Annotated in this window: 13 protein-coding genes; 3 read left to right on the top strand and 10 right to left on the bottom strand. The window is 73.8% G+C overall.

Translation table 11 applies throughout. The features are described from left to right. Nucleotides 1-45 precede the first annotated feature (45 nt). From OG698_RS36325 to argH, 6 genes are all read right to left on the bottom strand, one after another. Complete coding sequence (locus tag OG698_RS36325) at nucleotides 46-1854, bottom strand: hypothetical protein (RefSeq protein WP_406108110.1); 1809 nt, start codon at nucleotides 1852-1854, stop codon at nucleotides 46-48. Further along, nucleotides 1851-5651: a DUF5682 family protein gene (locus tag OG698_RS36320; RefSeq protein ID WP_406108109.1), complete on the bottom strand. Its 3801-nt coding sequence runs from the start codon at nucleotides 5649-5651 to the stop codon at nucleotides 1851-1853. The genes OG698_RS36325 and OG698_RS36320 overlap by 4 nt, the downstream gene beginning before the upstream one ends. 6 nt (nucleotides 5652-5657) lie before the next feature. After that, complete coding sequence (locus tag OG698_RS36315) at nucleotides 5658-6842, bottom strand: AAA family ATPase (protein ID WP_406108107.1); 1185 nt, start codon at nucleotides 6840-6842, stop codon at nucleotides 5658-5660. A 432-nt stretch (nucleotides 6843-7274) separates the two neighbouring features. Beyond that, the gene (locus OG698_RS36310) at nucleotides 7275-12476 is read right to left on the bottom strand and encodes a hypothetical protein (protein WP_406108105.1); all 5202 of its coding nucleotides are present in this window, start codon (nucleotides 12474-12476) and stop codon (nucleotides 7275-7277) included. Next, nucleotides 12473-13330, bottom strand: coding sequence for a DUF4132 domain-containing protein (locus tag OG698_RS36305; RefSeq protein ID WP_406108103.1), 858 nt, complete (start codon nucleotides 13328-13330; stop codon nucleotides 12473-12475). Before OG698_RS36305 ends, OG698_RS36310 begins: the two co-directional genes overlap by 4 nt. Before the next feature lie 189 nt (nucleotides 13331-13519). Next, nucleotides 13520-14947, bottom strand: coding sequence for an argininosuccinate lyase (gene argH / locus OG698_RS36300; RefSeq protein WP_406108101.1), 1428 nt, complete (start codon nucleotides 14945-14947; stop codon nucleotides 13520-13522). 253 nt (nucleotides 14948-15200) lie between these two features. Between argH and OG698_RS36295 the strand changes: the two genes are divergently transcribed. The 3 genes from OG698_RS36295 to OG698_RS36285 all read left to right on the top strand — a co-directional run bounded on the left by OG698_RS36295 (nucleotide 15201) and on the right by OG698_RS36285 (nucleotide 17609). Continuing rightward, nucleotides 15201-15788: a pyridoxamine 5'-phosphate oxidase family protein gene (locus OG698_RS36295; RefSeq protein WP_406108100.1), complete on the top strand. Its 588-nt coding sequence runs from the start codon at nucleotides 15201-15203 to the stop codon at nucleotides 15786-15788. A gap of 3 nt (nucleotides 15789-15791) precedes the next feature. Further along, on the top strand, nucleotides 15792-16502 hold the full coding sequence (locus OG698_RS36290; protein ID WP_406108098.1) for a L,D-transpeptidase: 711 nt from the start codon (nucleotides 15792-15794) through the stop codon (nucleotides 16500-16502). Nucleotides 16503-16628: 126 nt separating this feature from the next. Beyond that, nucleotides 16629-17609: a bile acid:sodium symporter family protein gene (locus tag OG698_RS36285; RefSeq protein ID WP_406108096.1), complete on the top strand. Its 981-nt coding sequence runs from the start codon at nucleotides 16629-16631 to the stop codon at nucleotides 17607-17609. An 88-nt stretch (nucleotides 17610-17697) separates the two neighbouring features. Here the strand turns inward: OG698_RS36285 and OG698_RS36280 are convergent, their stop codons facing one another. Genes OG698_RS36280 through argJ form a run of 4 tightly spaced genes read right to left on the bottom strand, consistent with a single transcriptional unit; the run spans nucleotide 17698 to nucleotide 21552 of the window. After that, a complete protein-coding gene (locus tag OG698_RS36280; RefSeq protein WP_383092975.1) occupies nucleotides 17698-18237 on the bottom strand; it encodes an arginine repressor in 540 nt (179 codons plus the stop codon). A gap of 17 nt (nucleotides 18238-18254) precedes the next feature. Further along, nucleotides 18255-19457 (bottom strand): acetylornithine transaminase, encoded by a 1203-nt coding sequence (locus OG698_RS36275; protein WP_406108094.1) that lies wholly within the window; start codon nucleotides 19455-19457, stop codon nucleotides 18255-18257. Beyond that, nucleotides 19454-20404 (bottom strand): acetylglutamate kinase, encoded by a 951-nt coding sequence (gene argB / locus OG698_RS36270; RefSeq protein WP_406108093.1) that lies wholly within the window; start codon nucleotides 20402-20404, stop codon nucleotides 19454-19456. The genes OG698_RS36275 and argB overlap by 4 nt, the downstream gene beginning before the upstream one ends. Continuing rightward, nucleotides 20401-21552 carry a bifunctional glutamate N-acetyltransferase/amino-acid acetyltransferase ArgJ gene (gene argJ, locus OG698_RS36265; protein ID WP_406108091.1) on the bottom strand — a complete coding sequence of 384 codons (1152 nt, stop codon included), beginning with the start codon at nucleotides 21550-21552 and terminating at the stop codon, nucleotides 20401-20403. The genes argB and argJ overlap by 4 nt, the downstream gene beginning before the upstream one ends. Nucleotides 21553-21625 lie beyond the last annotated feature (73 nt).

The raw sequence follows: 21625 nt of genomic DNA, 5'->3' as shown, positions 1-21625 counted from the left end.
GAGAGGGAACCGCTCGGCGACGGGGGTGCGCGCGTGTAGTGCGGGTCAGGTCTGCCAGGCGCCGCGGCACAGGGCTGCGGACGCCTCGTCGAGGTAGCGGGCCGTGGCGAGCCAGGCGCGGGCGAACGCGTCGGTGTCCGCCGAACCCAGGCGGCCGAATCCGTCGCGGCCCCGCTCGGCCGCGGATCTGCGCAGCGCGTCGAGCAGCTCGGCGGCGGTGGACAGGCCCGCGCGACGCAGGAGCGTGGTGTCGGGTGCGGTGGTGTGCGGTCTTGCGGTGGGTGCTGAGTGCGTCAGGGCGCGGCGGCCCGCGATGACTATCTGTTCCGTGCGGCGGCGCAGGATGTGGAGGGGGGCGGAGGGGGTGGGTGCGGGTGCCGACCGGGGTGATCCGGGGGGCGTTGTCGGGGTCACGTCCTGGCGTTGGAGGCGGTCCAGGCCGAGGTCGTACCGGCCCGTGGGGAGACGGACGGCGAGGAGAGCGGCCCGGGGGTGCCCGGCGGGGACGAGGCGCGCGATGGCGCGGACCCTGGTCCCGGGGGCCGTGGCGAGGAGGGCGAGGTTCTCGCGGTGGGCCAGTTCGGGGTGGTCGTCGGCGGAGGTCAGCCGCACGGTGAGCCCGTCGCACTCGGCCAGGAGGCAGTCGCCGCCGGCCTCTCGGGCCACGCCGGTCAGCGTGGCGTCGAGGAACAGCAGGTCCTGGCCGGTGGCGAGGGCCCGCGCCGCCTGTTCCGCCACGGGGACGGACCACAGGGCCGCGAGCGGCTCCTCGGCCCAGTCGGCTCCCGCGGCGGCCGCGGCCCGGACGCCCCGGCCCGCGCCGAGCCGCCCGTCGGCGGAGACGGTCGCGCCGGAGACCACGAGCCCGGCGCAGGCCAGGTCGCGGTGCGTGAGTGCGGTGTCGCCCATTCTGACGGCTCGGTCACCCGCGGTTCTGGCCCTGCCCGGTCCTCCGGGGGCCATGTCGGGGACGGTGTGGAGGCGGCCGACGGCGTCGGCGGTCCAGGTGACCACGCCCGCGTGGCCGGTCGCGGTGAGGACGGGCTCGGTGAACAGTCCGTAGAGCCTGAGCGAACCGCCCGGAGCGTAGGCGCGGCGCGCCGTTCCCCGGAGTGCGGCGTGCGCGTCCGGGGTGCCGGGGCGGCGCAGCCCGAACGCGGTGGCGAGCAACTCCTCGAGGGCGTCGGCCAGTTCGGAGGTGCGGTGGTCGGGCTCGGCGGCGCGGGCCGCGCGCAGGCCGTTCACCGTGCGGATCGCGGCGGCCGCGGGGCGGGGCAGCGCCGCGAGGCGGGCCGAGTGGGCGGCCCTGAGCAGACCGGCCTGAAGCACGGCACCGGCGCCGTCGACCCCGGCGTCCAGGACGAGAGCGGCTGACTGCCACAGGGCTTCCGCGGCGGCTGCTTGGGTCGGGGTGGTGGGCGTGGACGTGGGGGCTTCGGTCGGCTCGGTGGTAGGTGCGGTCGCGTCCGCCTCGTCCGGGGCGGGCGGAGATGGCTGGTCGGGCGTGTCGGCGGGGGCCTGCGTGGGTGCGTCGTCCGCGATCGGCGCGAGGGTCGCCGCAGCGGCCCGGTGGACGCAGGCCGGAGCGAGCAGGCAGCCGCAGCGGATCGCGTCCTCAGCCGCGACCGTGCCGCCGGGAGCATGCAGTTCCACGAACGTCTCGTCGTCGACCGCGATACGGCAGATGCCGTCGTCGGACGTCATCGGTCGCGCGGCGAGCTTCTCCACGGCGGCGTCCAGGCGCTTGCGCAGGCGTGGCGAGAGCGCGGCCACGACGGCGGCGGTGACCTCGGGCGGTACCGGAGGAAGCTGCGGCGTCGGGTGAGACTGCGGCTGAGAGTGCGTCGACGTCAACGGATCTTCTCCCCTACCCAGCGGGCGAGTTCGAGCGGGCTGAGTGCGGCGACCGGCATACCGGCGGCGACCAGCTGTCCCGCGATGCCGGTGGAGTAGCGGGGGCGCCCGGCGTCGTCGAGGCTCGCGCAGCCCAGTACATGGCAGCCCGCGCCGACGAGTTCGCGCACCTCGGCGAGCATTCCGCCGACGGGGTAGCCCTCCTCGAAGTCGCTGACCACGACGACGAGGGTGCGCGAGGGCGCGGTGACGAGCGTGCGGGCGTGGCGCAGCCCGGCGGCGATGTGGGTGCCGCCGCCGACACGGGCCTCCAGGAGGAGGGCCAGCGGGTCGTGGACGTGTTCGGTCAGGTCGAGGACCGTCGTCGAGAACGCCAGGAAGTGCGTGGACAACGCGGGCACGCCGGCCAGGACCGACGCCGTGAGCGCCGACCAGATGGTGGACGCCTCCATCGAGCCGGACACGTCCGTGAGGATGACCAGCCGCCAGTCCGCCGAGCGCTGGGCTCTGCCGTGGAACACGGGGCGCTCCGGGATGACGTGGATGCGTCCGTCGTCGGTGCGCCGGGCCGTGGCGAGGTTGGCGCGCAGGGTGCGGGCGAGGTCGAGCCTGCCGCCTGGGCGCCGGGTGGGGCGGGCGGTCGCCGCGCCGGTGAGCGCGGGCCGCATGCGCGTGGCGAGGGCGCGGGTGAGCTCGTCGACGAGGCGCCGTACGAGGGGGCGCAGGGCGGCGAGCTTGGCCTCGGGCAGCCCGCCCGCGTGCTGGAGCACGGTGCGAAGCAGCTCCACGGAAGGGCGTACGGCTTCGGGGTCGAGCGCGGACACGACGTCCGTACGGCCTCGGGTGGCCGCGGCGGCGAGGACCTCCTCGCGGATGCCGGGTCCGAAGAGCGCCGTGAGTTCCTCGGCCCATTCGCGTACGCCGGGGTACGGAGCCTCTCGCCCGCCACGCCCGCCTGCGCCGCCCGGCAGATCGCCGCGCGCGCCTTCGCCACGGCCCCTCCCGTACAGCTCGTCCAGGGCGGTCGCCAACGGGGCGATGCCCTGCGGAAGTTGATCCCCTCGCCGCCCGAGCACGAGGCGCCAGCGTTCGGCGGGGGCGATGCGGGGGGCGCCGGGTGGGGAGACGGGGGCGGGAACGGGGACGGGGGCGTTGGTGGCAGCGGACGGGGACGCGGCGTGAGGCCGGTCGGAGGTGTCCGGCGTCGCGGGCAGGAGTGTGTCCGGCGTCGGGGGCAGGAGGTCGAGCGCGGCCAGCGCCTCGCGGGCGGCGAGGTCCGCCGTCGTCCACGCGGCCAGCGTCCGCGCGTCCGTGTCCGGGGGAAGGTCGGCGTCGAGGGTGCCGTCGATGCGTTCCTCGATGACGGTGAGCAGCCGGTCGCGGGCGGCCGGGCTGAGCGTGTCGAAGCCGCCGCGCAAAGCTGGGAGCCGTTCGAGGAAGGGGGTGTCGGGCAGTTCGCCGACGCGGTCGAGCAGCGGGGCGAGCGCCTCGGGAGCCGTTTCGAGGAGGGAGCCCGCGGCGGTGAGCAGGCCGGTCAGCCGGGCGGTGAGCTCCGCGCGCGTGCCGGGGCCGCCGGCCGTGTCGACCCAGGACGCCGCGCGCACGCCGAGGGCGGTGGCCGGGGTGTGCCCGAGCAGAACCCGTACCGCGGCTGCGGCGCCGCGCATGAGCGGCGTCCCGCCGTCGGCCAGCCGCGCCAGCGAGTCGGCGAGCCGCATCCCGCCGAACACGTCGGCGCGCCGCGCGAGTTCGACCAGGGCACGGGCGTCTTCCGGGTCCTCGGAGCCGGTAAGCCCATCGAGACTGCGGACGGCGGCGACGGTCAGGAGGTCGGCGCAGTCGGCCGGCGCGTGGTGCCAGAGGGAGGAGGGGGCGGGGTTCGCGGCAGAGTCAGTTGCGGGAATCGTCGTGGCCAGACCCGCGATGTGGCCCGCGCTGAGGCGGTCCGTGAGGGCGAGGCCCGTCAGGAGTTCCGGGAGCGTGCCGATCGCGGGGAGCACGGTCGCGACCTCTGCCAGGGCCTCGGCCGCGAGCGCCGGCAGCGCGCACTCGGCCGCCTCACCGAGCACGGCCAGCGCCTGCGCCGCGGTCGGGCCGCCCTCCGCGTGGGCGGCCCGGACGCGCGCGCGAAGCACGCCCTCCGCCACCTGCGCCGGCGTGACACCCCGAGTGGTCGCTGTCGTGAGGACCGCCGCGGTGGCGGGTGTCCAGCGCACGGTCCAGCGTGTGGTGAGCGCGTCGGCCCCGCCCGCCCCGCCGACGGATGTCTCCTGCGCGTACGGGATGCCGCACAGCGCGAGGCGGCGCAGCAGCACCTCACGTTTGCGGTCCAGGTCGGAACGCAGGGGGTCGAGCCGAAGCTCCTTCTCCCGCCCACCACTTGCGGGGCCCGGCAGTCCCAGCGACGCCAGCTCCGTCTCGACGGCGGGTGCGAGTCCGCCGCGCGGTGCGCCGGGAGCGGCGCGGCCCGTGCGCTCGCCGACGAGGACCCGCTCCAGCGCGCGGGCGACCGCGCGCCCGCGGCCCAGCGGCTCGCCCTGCGCCAGCACGGTCTGCACGGCCTCGACGAACTCGCTCCGGCCCGGCGCGGGCAGCCCGCGCAAGCTTGCGAGGTCGCCCGCGACGCGGCGGATCTCGCGGGCGTCCGCCGGTCCCGACGGGTGGCCCTCGGCGCGCAGTTCACCGGTGACGCGGACGGCACAGCGCAGGGCCGTCTCGCCGACCGCGGCCGGGTCGCCCGCCGACTCCAGGACCTGGTGCTGCCACTCGGGGTCACGGATCCCGGCCGGATATCCGGAACGGGCGTCCAACAGCGCGTACGTGTACGGGATGAGGGAGACGGCGCGGGTGGGCGCCGGCGGCGATGCCTCCCCCGCCGGGGGTTCCGTGCGCGGCGCGGCGGGCCCCCGGGCCTGCGACCCGGCCGACGGCCCGGCGGCTGCCGGCGGTTCGGCACCGGGCCCGGCCTCCGGCGACTCGGCGGGCGTCCCGACCGACGGCCCCGCAACCGGCCCACCGAGCAGCCCCGCCGACGGCCCCGCGACCGGCTCCCCCGCCGCCTCGTCCCGCAGCGCCCCCGCGCTCAGCGCGGGCGCGTGGAACGCCCCGATCACCGCGGCCACCCTGCGTCCGCCGCTCGCCGCCTCACGTAGGCGCGCCCGCATCCACCGTTCCCGGGTGAGGTCGAGGAGGTCGACTCCCGGGCCGTCCTGCGCGTCGCGGCGCAGGGCCCAGCCGGTGAGGAGCGCTGCGCGGCGCAGGGCTTGCGGGGTGGCACCCGGGGCGGGGGCCTCCACGAGACGGTCCCAGAGGTCGTCGCCGTCGCGGCCGGTCAGCCGTCCACGTACGGCGTCGTCCAGCCGCGGCCTGCCTCCACCACCCGGGCGGTGGGGGTGTTCGGCGTGTTCGGCGGGGCGGCGCACTTGTGGCTCCCTCCAAGCCCGTTCCGCGAGCGGCAGATCGCAGGCGACCACCGGGACGCCGCTCCGTGCGGCCCAGCGCAGCGCCGCGAGCTCCGGTGAGAAGTCCGCGAACGGGTAGAACGCCGGCCCCGACTCCCCCTCCCCGTCCAGCACCGCCGCGAGCGCGACCGGCGCCACCGTCTCCTCGTGCGCCAGCCACGGCAGCAACTCCTGCGTCTCGGCCGGAAGTTCGACCAGCAGGACGTCCGGGGCCGCCTCGCCGAGGAGCCGGGGGACGACGGCGGCCAGCGACGGCGCGTGGTGGCGTACGCCGATGAGGTAGGGCCCGTCGGGATCGGTGAGCGCGTCGACGGCCACGCCCGCGTCGGTGGTCATGACGGGTCAGCCCTCCAGGACGGAGCGCAGGTCCCACAGGGTGCGCCAGGTCGCGGAACCCTCCTCGGCCCGGCGCCGCACCGCGCCGTCCCAATAACCGAGCAGCCGCGCCGCGTCCGCCGGGGCGTCCTTGCGGACCACACCGGTGAGGTGGCCCGGCAGGAGCGCGAGGGCGTCTCGGTCGCCGGGGAAGTAGGCGGCGGCGACGCCGAGCGCCGTGGCGACGGAGACGGCCTCGGCCGTGCTCATCACGGTGGACGGCCGCTCCACCTCCCAGCCCTCGGCCGAACGGCCCGAGCGCAGCTCGCGGAACGCGGTGACCAGGACGTCGAGGACCATGTCGTCGAGCTGGTACGCGGCGCCCGCCCGCTCGACGGCGGCCTTCGACTGGCGGCGCACGAGGTCGAGTTCGGCGTCGAAGTCGCCGATGGGGCCGACCGTCTCGAAGTTGAAGCGGCGCTTGAGCGCGGCGGACATCTCGGAGACGCCCTTGTCGCGGAGGTTGGCGGTGGCGATGACGTTGAACCCGGGGGCCGCGTGGGCCTGGGCAGCGTCCGTCCCGGCCAGCTCCGGGACGGCGATGCGCCGTTCGGAGAGGAGGGAGATCAGGGCGTCCTGCACCTCCGGGAGGCAACGGGTGACCTCCTCCACGCGTGCGACGGCGCCCTGGGTCATGGCGGCGAGGACGGGTGAGGGGACGAGTGCCTTGGGACTCGGGCCCTGGGCGAGCAGCAGGGCGTAGTTCCAGCCGTACTTGAGCTGGTCCTCGGTGGTGCCCGCGGTGCCCTGGACGGTGAGCGCGCTGGTGCCGCTGACGGCGGCGGCCAGCAGTTCGGACAGCATTGACTTGGCGGTTCCCGGCTCCCCGACCAGGAGCAGTCCGCGCTCGCCGGCGAGCGTGACGACGCAGCGCTCCACGAGGGCGCGCTCGCCGACGAACTTCCGCCGGACGGCGAGGCGGCGCGGCACGCCCTCGCCGGCGTCGGCACCCTCGGGCAGGCGCAGCGGTTCGCCGGAGCCCATCACGAAGGTGACGACGGCGCGCGGGGTGAGCCGCCAGCCGGGCGGACGCGGCCCGGTGTCGTACGCGGCGAGGAACGCGAGCTCGTCGGAGTACAACTCCTCAGGCGGCACGATCTGCCGCGGCGCGGCAGGCGTCGTGCCCTGAACAGTGTCGGTCGTGGTACTCATCGGCGACGCTCCCGCGGCTGCGTGGTCCGGCACTGCGCGGCCGGGACGGTGTCGGTCGTAGTGAAAGCGGTCATCGGGCGGCACTCCCGCAGCCACGTGCCCCGGCACCCCGCACTCGGCGCGGCCGGAACGGATTCGCGCGTAGCCGTCATCGCCGACGCTCCCGCAGCTGCCTGGTCCCGCACTGCGCGGCCGGGACGGTGTCGGTCGTAGTGAAAGCGGTCATCGGGCGGCACTCCCGCAGCCACGTGCCCCGGCACCCCGCACTCGGCGCGGCCGGGACCGATTCGGTGGTGGTCATCGACGGCTGCGCGACCCGACGGCGCATGTCAGGCGCCGTCGGGGTGACTCGGGCCCTGGTCGTCATGGGCCGTTGCGCGACCCGACGGGGCAGGCCGCGCATGGCCGAGGTGGCTCGGCGGGCCCCGGTCGTCATCGGCGCCGCCCCTTCCGGGTCGCTCGGGTCGTGAGTTCTTCGAAGGCAGGGACGTCGCCGGCGCGCACCCGTTCCCACGCGCGGGTGAACAGTTCCGGGACAGGGAGCAGCGGGACCGTCGCCGTGGTGCCCGGGATGTAGTACAGGGCCCGCTTCCAGGACTCGACAGGCAGTGCGGGCGCCTTGAGTGCCAGCCAGGCGCCGGGCAGGAACAGGCCGCGGCCCGCGCGGGCGCGCTTCGCCTCCACCACCAGTGCGGTCGCGGCGAGTTCGGCGCGGGCCCGCTTCATACGGGCTGGCTTCCAGCCGGTCCAGCGCGTGCTGTTGCGGTCGGTCGGGTCGGGCAGGGCGAGCAGTTGCAGGTAGAGGGCGGCGGCGTCCTCGCCGATGCCGTGCGCTTCGGCGACCTCGGTGACCAGGCCGGGGACACTGCGCGTGGGGTCCTGCGCGTAGCCCTCGAGTCCTGCCTCCGGCCCACCTGCGCCCTGCCCGTCCACACCCGGCACGCCCGCCGACACCGCGCGGCGCAGCCCCTCCCCCAATACCGCCCTGATCGCCCGCAGCGGGGCGTCCGCGCGATATCCGGTCAGGCCTTCGATCAGGCCGAGCGCCGGGTCGTCGGGGCCGGTGAGGGCGGCCGGGCGCAGGAGGACGGCCTCCTGCTGGTGCCAGGGGTGGACCACGAACGCCTCGCCCACGCGCGTCAGTCCGTCCTCTCCTGCGCCGCCCGTCTCGGGCAGGCCGTGCGCCTTGCGCAGTTCGGGTGCGGTGGCGTCGCCCTTCTCGGTCCAGTCGAGGCCGAGCTGGAGCAGCAGCTCCGGGTCGGCGAGCCGGGTGCGCAGGGCGTCGAGTGCGGCGGGCAGGGCGGCGCGCAGCGGATGCCCGTACGGGAGGCCGTACGCGAGCGCGCCGAGCGCCGACACGGCGGGCACCAGGTCCCGGGGGTGCGGCAACGCCGCGGCGTCATCGCCCGTCAACCGGCCGTCCGCGTCGAGTCGTTGGACCGTGGTGCGGCTGAGCCACGGGGTGCGCCTGGGGTTGAGTACGGCCTCGGCGTTGCCGATGGTGGAGACCCCGTTCAGCGAGATCTCCACGTCCTCGGGGAGGCGTACGAGGGCGCCGAACCGCTTCGTCCATACCTCCCGGGCGGCCTCGACGGCCGGCCCGGTCTCCCAGAGGTCGGCGGCGGTCTCGGGGAGCAGCGCGGCGACGACATCGACACGGCCCTGCCACGTGAGCGCGGACAGGCGGTCGTGGCCCGCCTCCACCTGCGTGCGGGTGAGCCCGGAGCGGGCCTGGCACTCGGCGGTTCCGACGTCGTCGGCCAGGACGCCGGAGGGTCGACCGGCGAGGAGAAGCTCCGCCTGGACGGGGCCGCAGCCGGGCGCCGCCGCCAGTGCGGTCGCGTTCTCCGCGTGCCAGGGCGTGGCGCCGCGCTCGCGTACGAGGGCGGCGAGAGACGCGATCCGGTCGCCGGTGAGTGTGCCGGGGATCCGCTGTGCCTCACGGGTCGTGAAGTGGGCCACGGGCCCGAACTCGCCCGACGGGTCGTGGTCCAGGGCCAGCCAGTCCACCCCGTCGTCGTGGCCGCGCCTGCGGGCCGCCGCGAGGATCGCGACGGTGCGGTCGCCCAGGCGGAGGACCTGGCCGGGCCGCGGCCGGTAGGCGCCCTTCTCGCTGAGTTCGACGCTGCGCAGTTGACGGTCCGGGTCCGTGAGGGCGCCTTCGGCGACGGCGTCCAGGATGTGCAGGAGCGCGGACCTGTCGGTTTCGTCCAGGCCGGGGACGGTCGCGCGGTACGCCAGTGCGGGCAGGTGCTGCAGGACGCGCAGCCAGGTTGACGTGCAGCTCGGGATGGTGAGTTCGTCGGTGGTCCAGCCGCCGGTGAGCGTCGCGAGGTCGTGTCCGCTGGGCAGCGGGGTGCCTTCGGCGGCCTTGCCCGCGATGACATGGCCGACGGACTTGATCTGGCGCAGTGTGCTCCAGGTGTCGGCGCTCCAGTAGCCGAAGACGGTGTGGCCGAGGACGCCGCGGATCGCGCTCAGCAGGGTCCGGTCGTCGCCGTCGCTGGGCGAGAAGTCGTGGAACATCTCCTGCCTGCGCGCCGCGACGGGCCGTGCGGCCACCGTCTGGGGATCGGTGAACTCGGCCACGGATTCGCGGAGTTGGACCATGGCGAGCGTGATGACGCCGACGCCCGTGTGCAGCGACGGGTGCCCGATCGCGGGCAGGGCGCGCTCGGTCGCGGCGAGCAGGTCGCGGTCGAACTGGTCGGACGCGGCCTTCTTCTGCTCGTCCGTGAGGGCGGTCCTGGCTTCGCCCGTGGTCTTCCTCCGGTGCCGCGCCAGCGCGGCCGCCGCGTCGTCCGCCAGTGCGGCGGCCTGCTCGTCCGCGAACGCGCGCAGTGCCTTGGAACCGTCCTCGTCGCGGGCCCGCATGGCGTGCCAGAACGATGCCGGCGGGACCAGCGACGTGCCGGCCGCGTACTGCCCGCCCGCCCGGGACATCACGGTGTCGCCGAAGGATCCGTCGGCAGGCCCGGCACCGTCCCCGTAGAGGCCCAACTGGTTCCCGTCGAGAGCGAGTACGGGCGCCGCTCCGCCGGGCAGACGCAGCGCGCCGAGCGGCACGGGGGTGCTGCCGCCGGTGAAGCGCGCGGGCAGCGCGACCTCGCGGCCGTCGGGCGTGCCCGCCGTCAGCCGCTCTTCCGCGCCGTCCCGGGCGCCGTCGCCGCGGACCCAGCGGCCGAGGACCGCGCCGTCGGTACCCAGCGGGCTGTTCTCCAGGCCCGCTTGGAGGGGCAGCACCTGGCAGTCGGCGTGCCGCAGCCGGCCTTCGTCGCGCACGGCGCCCGCGAGGAGCGGTGGCAGGGAGGCGCGGCCGGTGGCGCCGGTGGCGGGGTCGTACTCGATCCAGGTGCTGGTCGTGCTCGTGGTGCGCAGCCGCCAGTGGTTCACGCCGTCGCCGCTGACCCGGTGCTCCTTGGGCAGGGCGGTGTCGCCCGCGTGCAGGGGGCGCGCGCCGGTGCTGCGGCTGCCGTCCGGCAGGGGCAGGGAGGCGTCCAGGGCGTGTGCGCGCCACTGGGTGGCGGACTCGCCGCCGAGGTGGAAGACGTCGGCGGGGCGCGAGGACCAGTACGCGCGCTGCTTGCCCTCGTGCCACCAGGTGACGAGCAGTTCACCGCCGACAAAGCGGAAGGCGGGCTGCCGCCAGTGGTCGGGCTTGCCGGGGATCCGCAGGTCGTGTTCGAGGAGGATGCCGTCGGGTCCCGCGACAACGGCCTTGTCCCGGTGGGCGACGATCAGCGCGGGCCAGGCCTCCTGGACAGTGAGCCCGTCGCCGTGGCGCTCTTCGGGTACGGGCCCGAGCAGTTTCATGGCCTCTTCGAGCGCGGGCCAGCCCAGTTCGTCGACGATGCCCGCGCGCAGGGTGCGGCCGAGGTTGCCGCTGAGATCGTGGGCGCGGACGCGGGCGACGGCGTCGGGCGCGACGTCCGCCGCGACCGACCGGAAGCGCCTGAGGTGCTGGAGCGCCGAGCGGGCGCCGGGCAGGCCCGCCGCCGCGGTGACCGCCTCGGCCTGTTCGGTGAGCCACTCGGCCAGGAGTGGGCGGAGCACCGGGTGTTCGGCGACAGCGAGGGTCTTGCGACCGCCCACGCTGCGGTGGGAGTTGCCGCCGATCGCCTCCTTGAGCAGCGGCCTGAACCGCGCGTCCGCGGCCACCGCGGCGAGGTCGCGACGGCCTGCGTCGGCTCCGCCGAACCAGTCGTCGAGGCCGATCCCGTGGCCGTCCGTGCGGGGCCCGGGATCCGCCACAGCTACACCCGACGCGAGGCACACGTCGATGAGGTCCAGGTCGGCCCAGCTGCGCCAGCCGCGCCCACGGAACAGGTCGACCAGGCGCCCCTCGGCGCGCAGACGAGGCGCCATGCGCTCGACCAGCTCGTACGTCATCGGGGAGCGGCGCGCCCCGCGCCAGCCGCCCTTCAGGTGGGTGGACCAGCGCGACAGCCAGTCCCCCGCGTCGACGGCCGGGTCCGGGGCCGGGGCGGTGAGGAGCTGTTCGGCGCCGGTCTCGGCGAGCAGCTCCAGCCAGTCGCCCTCGGAGCCGTTGTCGTGTCCGTACCCCGTGGGCATGATCTCCAGGAGCCGCTTACGGACGGCCGGTTCCTGCGCCGCGAGGACCAGGAGGGTGGGCCGGTACGCCGTCCAGAACGTGCCGGGTGCGCGTACGACCGCCGGGGAGGCCAGGAGGTCGGCGAGCAGCCGGCACTCCTCCTCGACCCGGTCGAGGCCCGCGGCCTTGATGAGCTTGCGGGCGTCCTGCGGCAGGGCCGCGTACGGCGGCATCCCGGCGCCGCACCGCTCGACGACGAGCCTGCGGTACTGCTCCCAGGCCGCCTGCGGTGCCAGACGCTGCGTCAGGTCCCGTACATGGTCCTTGAGCGCCTTGACGGTGAGCGCCCCGGCGAAGGCGAATTCGAGGAACACCGCACGCTGCCGCTGCTCGTCCACGTCGAGGCTGTGGACGCGCTCGGCCTCGCGTGCCTTCCCGAAGAGGGCGGCCCCGTAGGTGGTGTTCTCGTGCCGGAGGAAGGCGCGGCCCGCCTCCTCGTAGTACGTGGGCAGGAAGTGCGGGACGGAGCGGCCGAGGCGCTCGCCGAGCTCCTCGAACCCGTCCTTGGCGGCGCCCGCGCGGGTCTTGGCCATGCGAGCGAGGCGCTCGACGTCCTTGACGAGGGCGAGGGCGTGGTGCCCGTTGTCCGGGTCGTTCACCAGGGCCCAGGCGGGGAAGCCGAGGGTTTCGCGGCGTACCTGGCCGAGCCCGTCACGGACGCTCTCGCGCCGCAGCCCGAGGAAGTCCAGGGCGAGGTCCTCGGCGTCGCCGAGCGTGCCGGGCACGAGGCGGACGACCGTGCGCCCTTCAAGAACGGGGTGGGTGTAGGCGCGGGCCGTCAGGTCGTCGGCGTCCTCGCCGCGGTGTGCGCCCGGGAGCAGGACGGCGCCCGCCTCCAGGAGCGCTCCCGTGTCCACCGTGCCGTCACCCGTGCTCATCGCGCCCCGCTCCCCTGCCGCCTCGCCCACCGAACTCACCGACCTCGCCGACCCCACCGCACCCACGGACCCCACCGAACCCGCTGTGCCGGCCGTGCCTGCCGCGCCCAGCCCCGCGCCCGCGCCGCTCACCGCCGTGCTCACGCCGCCTGCTCCCCGTCCTCGAGCTCGCGGCCCGCATAGAGGGCGGCGGCCATGCGCATGCCCTCCGACCAGGCCACCGGCCCGACTTCACCGAGGGCGATGGCCTGTCCGGCCTCGGTGGTCCAGGTGAGCGGCCCGGTCTCGGTCTCGGCGTAGCCCTCGTAGTCGCCGATCCAGACCCGAGCCTCCACCGTGCGCCCGGCCTCGAGCACGGGCTGGACGGCGTGGCCGCCGCGCACGCGGTAGCCGAGGGACGTGGCGCGGCCGGCGAGGAAGCGGAGCTCCTTGAAGGTGCCGCCCTCGTAGTCGTCGACGGCCTGCGCGGCCGGGTCGCGGTCGGCGCCGCGTGTCCAGATCTCGCGGAGCAGCTGCTGCACGCCCTGGTCGACCCCCAACTCGACGGCGAACTCGCGCAGTTCGCCGAGGTCGTCGAGGAGGACCGGGTGCGGAATGCTGATCTGCCGCGGGCGGATGCGCACGGTGTCCCCGTCGAGGTCGACGAGGCCGATGCCGCGCTCGGGGTCGGCGTCGCGCAGGAACCCGGCGACCTCGCCGTCGTCGCCGGTGACGACCAGGTCCTTCAGCGCCGCTCGCCAGGCCGGGTCGGGCCAGACCTCGGCGAGCACCGCGGCCGGTACGGGAAGGGAGCGGGTCATCCAGCGCTCGGCGCGCTCCCGGCAGTCGCGGTCATGGCGCTCCAGCCACTCGGTGAGCTGCCGGAGCCCGATGACGGCCTGCTCGTCAGCGATCTTCGGCGGCACCGACTTCAGGAGCCGCCCCTTGCCGTTGCGGCAGACGACCTTGCCGCCGTCGTCCAGGGCGACTTCATAGTCACCCGCGCGCATCCACCCCACCACTGCCTCCCCGACAGCCGATTTTCCGTTCCCAGATGTCGACCACCGGTCGTGGGCGCGCGCCGAAGGCACGCGTCACGAGCACCGGTTGTGAGCCGGTGTTGATCAACTGCCGGAAACTGTAGAGGGAGCCACTGACAACGCGGTGCGGCCCGGCCCCCTGAAGGGCCGGGCCGCACAAAAGGCAGGTCAGGACTTGGCTTCGGCCCACGCGCGCTGCACGGCGAGGTCGTCCTTCACCTCGGTGAGCTGCACCGCGACGGCCGAAGGAGCGGTGCCGCCCCGGCCGCCCCGCGAGGCGAGCGCGCCCTGCACGTTGAGGACGGTGCGCACCTCGGGCGTGAGGTGCTCGGAGATCTTCGCGAACTGCTCGTCCGTCAGCTGGTCGAGCTCGATGCCGTGCTGCTCGCACTCCTTGACGCACTCGCCGGCGACCTCGTGCGCGACGCGGAACGGCACGCCCTGCTTGACGAGCCATTCGGCGATGTCGGTGGCGAGCGAGAAGCCGGCCGGGGCGAGCTCCTCCATCCGCTCCCGGTTGACCGTGAGCGTGGCCATCATGCCGGTGAACGCGGGCAGCAGGACCTCGAGCTGGTCGCAGGAGTCGAAGACCGGCTCCTTGTCCTCCTGGAGGTCGCGGTTGTACGCGAGCGGGAGGGCCTTGAGCGTGGCCATCAGGCCGGTCAGATTGCCGATCAGGCGGCCGGACTTGCCGCGGGCGAGCTCGGCAATGTCCGGGTTCTTCTTCTGCGGCATGATCGAAGAGCCGGTGGAGAAGGCGTCGTGGAGAGTGACGAAGGAGAACTCCTTCGTGTTCCAGATGATGATCTCCTCGGCGATGCGCGAGAGGTTCACTCCGATCATCGCGGTGATGAAGGCGAACTCCGCGACGAAGTCCCGCGACGCGGTGCCGTCGATGGAGTTGGCGGCCGAGCCGTGCTCGAAGCCGAGGTCCTTCGCGACAGCCTCCGGGTCGAGGCCGAGCGACGAACCGGCCAGGGCGCCGGAGCCGTACGGCGAGACCGCCGTGCGCTCGTCCCACTGCCGCAGCCGCTCGGCGTCCCGGGACAGGGACTGGACGTGCGCGAGGATGTGGTGCGCGAACAGGACCGGCTGGGCGTGCTGGAGGTGCGTACGGCCGGGCATGGCGACGTCGGCGTGCGCCTCGGCGAGGCCGACGAGCGCGTCCTGGAGGTCGGTGACGAGGCCGCCGATGACGCGCGCGTGGTCACGCAGGTACATCCGGAAGAGCGTGGCGACCTGGTCGTTGCGGGACCGGCCGGCGCGCAGCTTGCCGCCGAGGTCGACGCCGAGGCGCTCCAGCAGGCCGCGCTCCAGCGCCGTGTGGACGTCCTCGTCGGCGATCGTCCCGACGAACGAGCCGTCCGCCACGTCCGCTTCGAGCTGGTCGAGTCCGGCGAGCATGCGGGTCAGCTCGTCCTCGGTGAGCAGGCCCGCCTTGTGCAGCACGCGCGCGTGGGCGCGGGAGCCGGCGATGTCGTACGGCGCCAGGCGCCAGTCGAAGTGGACCGAGGCGGAGAGTTTCGCCAGGGCCTCGGCGGGGCCGTCGGCGAACCGGCCGCCCCAGAGGCGGACATCGCCGGTGTTGCTGCTCACGGTTGCTCCTAGATGTGCGGTGACGCGGGGCGGGTGTTCTCTTCCCCGTCCCGCCCCTTCCCGTAACGGGTATCAGGCGAGGTCGCGCTTCGCCGCGCTCTTCGAGGACAGGGCGAAGACGTCGATGACGTCATGCATGAGTATGCATTGGACCGCATGATTCGTCAATCGACCCGCCATCGAGCCATCCATGGACCGAGACGCGAGCGAAATCCTTAGACAGGCGAACGATCTCGGTCGATAATCCAGAACCATGGGAAAGACCTACGAACGCATAGACGGCAGGCTGCGCACCTTCATCGAGGCGCAGCCCATGTTCTTCACCGCGACGGCTCCCCTCTCCGAGGGCGGCACGGTGAACCTCTCCCCCAAGGGGCTGACCGGATCCTTCGCCGTGCTCGACGAGCGGACCGTCGCCTATCTCGACTTCGCCGGAAGCACCGCCGAGACCATCGCGCACCTGCGCGATAACGGCCGCATCACCCTCATGTGGTGTGCCTTCCAGGGCCCTCCGAACATCGTCCGGGTGCACGGCCACGGCGAACCTGTCTTCCGTGACGACGCCAGGTTCAGGGAGCTGCTCGAACACTTCCCCCACATCGACCCGACCCAGCACGGCCTGCGCGCGATCATCGTCGTCACAGCCGAGCTCATCCGCGACAGCTGCGGATACGCGGTCCCCTTCATGTCGTACGACGCGGACCGCGATCTGCACGGGAAGCGCTTCGCGCGCGAGGACGACGCCTCCCTGAGCGAGTACTTCAAGAAGAAGGAACACATCGAGCACAGCATCGACGGACTTCCGGGGCTGCCGCTTCCGCTGCCCCCGACTACCGTCTGACACATGCGTTCACGATCCGTCACCATCGCATCCCTGGCCGCGACGACCGCCCTGCTGATCCTGGGTGCGTCACCGCCCGGCGGGCCCGCGCCGCTGCCCACGCGGATGGCCGACACGGGCGGCGGCTCCCAGCTCGTCACCGCACAGGCCGCACGCACGGGCTCCACCACCGGCACCGTCACCTGGTGGGACCGGCGCGACGGGCGGTGGGTCGCGGCGGGATCGGCGGCGGCGCGGTTCGGCGCGAAGGGCCTCGCCGACGGCGGCTCGCGCAAGCAGGGCACGTACACGACACCCACGGGTCTGTACGGCCTGCCCTACGCCTTCGGGATCCAGCCCGCGCCCACCGGCACGGCCACCGCCTACCGGCGCGTGCACCAGGACTCGTGGTGGTGCCAGGACAACGGCTCACGGTCCTACAACCGCTGGACCGAGCCGCGCCCGGCCGACTGCCGCGCCGCCGAGTCCGAGCACCTCGTGACGTACGCGACCCAGTACGCGCACGCCTTCGTCATCGCCTACAACTACGACCGGCCGGTGCGCGGCCGCGGAGCGGGGATCTTCCTGCACGTGAACGGGCGCGGGGCGACGGCCGGGTGCGTGTCGGTCCCGGCGGACGCGATGCGGCGCATCCTGCGCTGGGCCGAGCCCGGCCGGCGGCCGCACATCGCGATCGGGACGGCGGGCGGCGCGACGGCGATCACGCGCTACTGAGGCGGCACCTTCACCACTGAATGCGCCCACCCCGGAAGGCGAATGTGTGGCGATCCCATGAAGATGTAGGGACCACATAACGAGACGGGGTTGCGGGCACACCGGGCAGCGGCGTTGCATCGCCCGGTGCAGACCGAACAACTGACCCCTCAGCAGACCCGGCCGACGGACACCGGCAACCGCGCGGCGCGCCTGGCCGTCACCGTGTTCCCCGTACTCGTGCTCGCGGCGGGCGGTATCGGGCTCGCGCTGCCGGACGCCTTCGTGAGCTGGAAGACGAACGTCCCGTACCTGCTGGGTGTGGTGATGTTCTGCATGGGGCTCACGATGACCCCGCACGACTTCAAGGGCGTCGCGAAGCGGCCCTGGGCCGTCGGCCTCGGGCTCGTCGCGCACTACGTGATCATGCCGGGGCTCGGCTGGCTGATAGCCAACGCCCTCGACCTGCCGCCCCAGTTGGCGGCGGGCGTGATCCTCGTGGGCTGCGCCCCCAGCGGTACGGCCTCCAACGTGGTGACCTACCTGGCGCGCGGCGACGTGGCCCTGTCCGTCTCCGTCGCCACCGTCTCGACCGTGCTCGCCCCGCTCGTCACGCCGCCGCTGACCCTGCTCCTCGCGGGCGAGTTCCTGCCCGTGGACGCGGGGTCGATGGTCACGGACATCCTCAAGACCGTGCTGCTGCCGGTCGTCGCGGGGCTCGTCGTGCGCCTGGTCCTCGGCCGGTACGTCGACCGGGTGCTCGGCGCCCTGCCCTGGCTGTCGGCGCTGACGATCGCCGTCATCGTGGCCGTGGTCGTCGCGGGCAGCGCGACGGCGATCAAGTCGGCGGCCGGGCTCGTCCTGCTCGCCGTCGTCCTCCACAACGGTCTCGGCCTCGCGCTCGGTTACGGCGCCGGAAAGCTCGCCCGCCTCGGGGCGCCCGCGTCCCGCGCGATGGCGTTCGAGGTCGGCATGCAGAACTCGGGGCTCGCCGCGTCCCTGGCCACGGCCCACTTCAGCCCGCTCGCGGCGCTCCCCGCGGCGGTGTTCTCCGTGTGGCACAACGTGTCGGGCGCCCTGGTCGCGGCCTGGATGTCGTACCGGGCGCGCCGCGCCGAGCAGGCCTGAGAACGCGACAGCGCCCCGGGCCACCCGTGAACATCGGGCGGTCCGGGGCGCGAGCCAGAACGATTCAGCGCGCTCGCCTCCAGCGCACTCAGTGGTCCTTCTGGGCGAGGCGCAGCAGGTGGTCGGCGAGCGCCTGCCCGCCGGCCGGGTCGCGGCTGATCAGCATCAAGGTGTCGTCACCCGCGATCGTGCCCAGGATGACCTGGAGTTCCGCCTGGTCGATCGCCGACGCGAGGAACTGGGCGGCGCCGGGCGGGGTGCGCAGGACCACGAGGTTCGCCGAGGCCTCCGCGGAGATCAGCAGTTCCCCCGCGAGCCGCCGCATCCGCTCCTCCTTGGCCGAGCCGCCCAGCGGGGCCTGCGGGGTACGGAAGCCGCCCTCGCTGGGCACCGCGTAGATCAGCTCGCCGCCGGTGTTGCGGATCTTGACCGCGCCCAGCTCGTCCAGGTCCCGGGAGAGCGTCGCCTGCGTGACCGTGAGGCCGTCGTCGGCGAGCAGCTTCGCCAGCTGGCTCTGCGAGCGCACCGGCTGCCGGTTGAGGATGTCCACGATCCGGCGGTGGCGCGCGGTGCGGGTCTGCGGCACGGCGGGTCCCGCGGCGTGCTCGTTGTCCTGCGCCTGACTCATCGTCGTCGTCCCATTCCTCAGGATCGTCCTTCCCCGTCGGCCCCTTCGAGGGCCTTGTCCAGGACGCCCGGCAGCGCCTGGAGGAAGGTGTCCACCTCGTCGTCGTGGAGGTTGAGCGGCGGCATGAGCCGTACGACATCGGGGGCGGGCGCGTTCACCAGGAGGCCGGCGTCCTGAGCCGCCTGCTGCACCTGGGGCGCGAGCGGCTCGGTGAGCACGATACCCAGGAGGAGCCCGGCGCCCCTTACATGGCTGACGAGCGGGTGCCCGAGGGACGCGATCGCGTCCCTCAGCCGGGCCTCCGTGCGCTTCACGTTGTCCAGGAGGCCCTCGCCCGCGACGGTGTCGAGCACCGCGAGGCCGGCCGCGCACGCGACGGGGTTCCCGCCGAACGTCGTGCCGTGCTGACCGGGCTTGAGCAGCTCGGCCGCCTCGCCGAACGCGACGGTCGCGCCGATGGGCAGTCCGCCGCCGAGGCCCTTGGCGAGCGTGACGATGTCGGGGTCGACGCCCTCCTCCGCCTGGTACGCGAACCAGTGCCCGGTCCTGCCGATGCCGGTCTGCACCTCGTCGAGGACGAGGAGGGTGCCGGTGGCCCGGGTGATCTCCCTGGCCGCCCTGAGGTAGCCGGCGGGCGGCACGACGACGCCGTTCTCGCCCTGGATCGGCTCGATGATCACAAGCGCGGTCTCTTCCGTGACCGCCGCCCGCAGCGCCTCGACATCCCCGTACGGGACATGCGTGACGTCGCCGGGCAGCGGCAGGAACGGCTCCTGCTTGCCGGGCTGGCCGGTCAGCGCCAGGGAGCCCATCGTGCGGCCGTGGAAGCCGCCCTGCGTGGCGACCATGTGCGAACGGCCCGTCAGACGGCCGATCTTGAAGACGCCCTCGTTGGCCTCGGCGCCCGAGTTGCAGAAGTACACGCGGCCGGACCGGCCGAAGAGCTGGAGGAGCCGTTCGGCGAGCGCGACGGGCGGCTCGGCGACGAAGAGGTTCGAGACATGGCCGAGCGAGGCGATCTGCTCGGTGACCGCCTGAACGACCGCGGGGTGCGCGTGGCCGAGGGCGTTGACCGCGATGCCGCCGACGAAGTCGACGTACTCCTTGCCGTCGGCGTCCCATACCTTGGCGCCCGCGCCGCGGACGAGGGGCAGCCGGGGCGTGCCGTAGTTGTCCATGAGCGCGCCCTGCCAGCGCGCGGTCAGCTCCTGGTTGCTCATGACTCCCCCTGCTTGTCGATGGCCTGTACGTCGATGGTGTCTACGTCGATGGCCTCGGGGGCGTCCGGCACGACCATCGTGCCGATGCCCTCGTCGGTGAAGATCTCCAGCAGGATCGAGTGCGGGACCCGGCCGTCGATGACGCGGGCGGTCGTCACGCCATTGCGTACGGCGTGCAGGCAGCCCTCCATCTTCGGGACCATGCCGCTGGCCAGCTCGGGAAGGAGCTTCTCCAGCTGCCTGGCGGTGAGCCGGCTGATGACCTCGTCGGAGTTCGGCCAGTCCTCGTAGAGGCCCTCGACGTCGGTCAGGACCATCAGGGTCTCGGCGCCCAGCGCCGCAGCGAGAGCCGCAGCCGCCGTATCAGCATTGACGTTGTAGACATGTCCGTCGTCCTGGGAGCGGGCGATCGAGGAGACGACCGGGATACGGCCGTCGGCGAGCAAGGCCTCGATGGCACCGGTGTCGATGGCGGTGATCTCGCCGACCCGGCCGATGTCGACGAGTTCACCGTCGATCTCGGGCTGGTGCTTGGTGGCGGTGATCGTGTGCGCGTCCTCGCCGGTGAGGCCGATGGCGAGCGGGCCGTGCTCGTTGAGGAGCCCGACGAGCTCGCGCTGCACCTGGCCGGCGAGGACCATCCGCACGACGTCCATCGCGTCCTCGGTGGTGACCCGCAGGCCCGCCTTGAACTCGCTGACGATGCCGTGCCGGTCGAGGGCCTTGCTGATCTGCGGTCCGCCGCCGTGCACGACGACGGGCTTGAGGCCCGCGTGGTGCAGGAAGACGACGTCCTGGGCGAAGGCGGCCTTGAGGTCCTCGTCGATCATGGCGTTGCCGCCGAACTTGATGACGACGGTCTTGCCCTGGTGCCGGGTGAGCCAGGGCAGCGCCTCGATGAGGATCTGTGCCTTGGGCAGCGCGGTGTGCTTCCGCGTCGTGCTCATGAGCTGTACGCGCTGTTCTCGTGGACGTAGTCCGCGGTCAGGTCGTTGGTCCAGATCGTCGCGGTCTCGGAGCCGGCCGCTAGGTCGGCGGTGATGACGACCTCCCGGTAGCGCATGTCGACGAGCTCGCGGTCCTCGCCGACGCCGCCGTATCTGCAGACCCAGACGCCGTTGATGGCGACGTTCAGCTGGTCGGGCTCGAAGGCGGCGGACGTCGTGCCGATCGCGGACAGCACCCGGCCCCAATTGGGGTCCTCGCCGTGGATCGCGCACTTGAGGAGGTTGTTGCGGGCGATGGAGCGGCCCACCTCGACGGCGTCGTCCTCGGTCGCGGCGTTGATGACGTCGACCTTGATCTCCTTGCTGGCACCCTCGGCGTCGCCGATGAGCTGCCGCCCGAGGTCGTCGCAGACCGTGCGGACGGCCTCGGCGAACTCGGCGTATTCGGGGGCGACTTCGGCGGCGCCGGAGGCCAGGAGCAGCACGGTGTCGTTCGTCGACATGCAGCCGTCGGAGTCGACGCGGTCGAAGGTGACCTTCGTGGCGTCCCGCAGGGCCTTGTCCAGGACGTCGGCCTCCAGGTCGGCGTCCGTGGTCAGGACGACGAGCATGGTGGCGAGGCCGGGAGCGAGCATGCCCGCGCCCTTGGCCATGCCGCCGACCGTCCAGCCGTCGCCCTCGAACACCGCGGTCTTGTGCACGGAGTCGGTGGTCTTGATGGCGACGGCGGCCTTCTCACCGCCGTGCGCGCTGAGCTGGGCGACCGCCGTGTCGACGCCGGGCAGGAGCTTGTCCATGGGGAGGAGTTCGCCGATGAGGCCGGTCGAAGCGACGGCGACCTCGCCCGCGTTCAGGCCGAGCACCTCCGCTACCTTCTCCGCCGTGGCGTGCGTGTCCTGGAAGCCCTTCGGGCCCGTACAGGCGTTGGCGCCACCGGAGTTGAGGACGACGGCGGACACGAGCCCGCCCTTGAGGACCTGCTCCGACCAGAGCACCGGCGCGGCCTTCACGCGGTTGGAGGTGAAGACGCCCGCGGCGGCCAGGCGGGGCCCGTTGTTGACCACGAGGGCCAGGTCCGGGTTGCCGTTCTGCTTGATCCCGGCGGCGATGCCCGCGGCCGTGAATCCCTTGGCTGCCGTCACACTCACGCTGTCTCCTCGTTCGCTTCTCCGCCCGCGCAGCGCAGCGGCGCGGCTCTCGTTCCTGTCTGCGGCCCGGCGG

Source organism: Streptomyces sp. NBC_01003 (assembly GCF_045162695.1).
Classification (GTDB): Bacteria; Actinomycetota; Actinomycetes; order Streptomycetales; family Streptomycetaceae; genus Streptomyces.
Note: the sequence above shows the minus strand (reverse complement) of the source record. Positions and strands in the feature narration are given on the sequence as shown.

What these genes read in the sequence shown, in the direction of transcription:
- OG698_RS36320 (WP_406108109.1), bottom strand. Translation starts at nt 5,651, where the DNA reads ATGACCACCGACGCGGGCGTGGCCGTCGACGCGCTCACCGATCCCGAC.
- OG698_RS36315 (WP_406108107.1), bottom strand. Translation starts at nt 6,842, where the DNA reads ATGAGTACCACGACCGACACTGTTCAGGGCACGACGCCTGCCGCGCCG.
- OG698_RS36295 (WP_406108100.1), top strand. Translation starts at nt 15,201, where the DNA reads ATGGGAAAGACCTACGAACGCATAGACGGCAGGCTGCGCACCTTCATC.
- OG698_RS36290 (WP_406108098.1), top strand. Translation starts at nt 15,792, where the DNA reads ATGCGTTCACGATCCGTCACCATCGCATCCCTGGCCGCGACGACCGCC.
- OG698_RS36280 (WP_383092975.1), bottom strand. Translation starts at nt 18,237, where the DNA reads ATGAGTCAGGCGCAGGACAACGAGCACGCCGCGGGACCCGCCGTGCCG.
- OG698_RS36275 (WP_406108094.1), bottom strand. Translation starts at nt 19,457, where the DNA reads ATGAGCAACCAGGAGCTGACCGCGCGCTGGCAGGGCGCGCTCATGGAC.
- argB (WP_406108093.1), bottom strand. Translation starts at nt 20,404, where the DNA reads ATGAGCACGACGCGGAAGCACACCGCGCTGCCCAAGGCACAGATCCTC.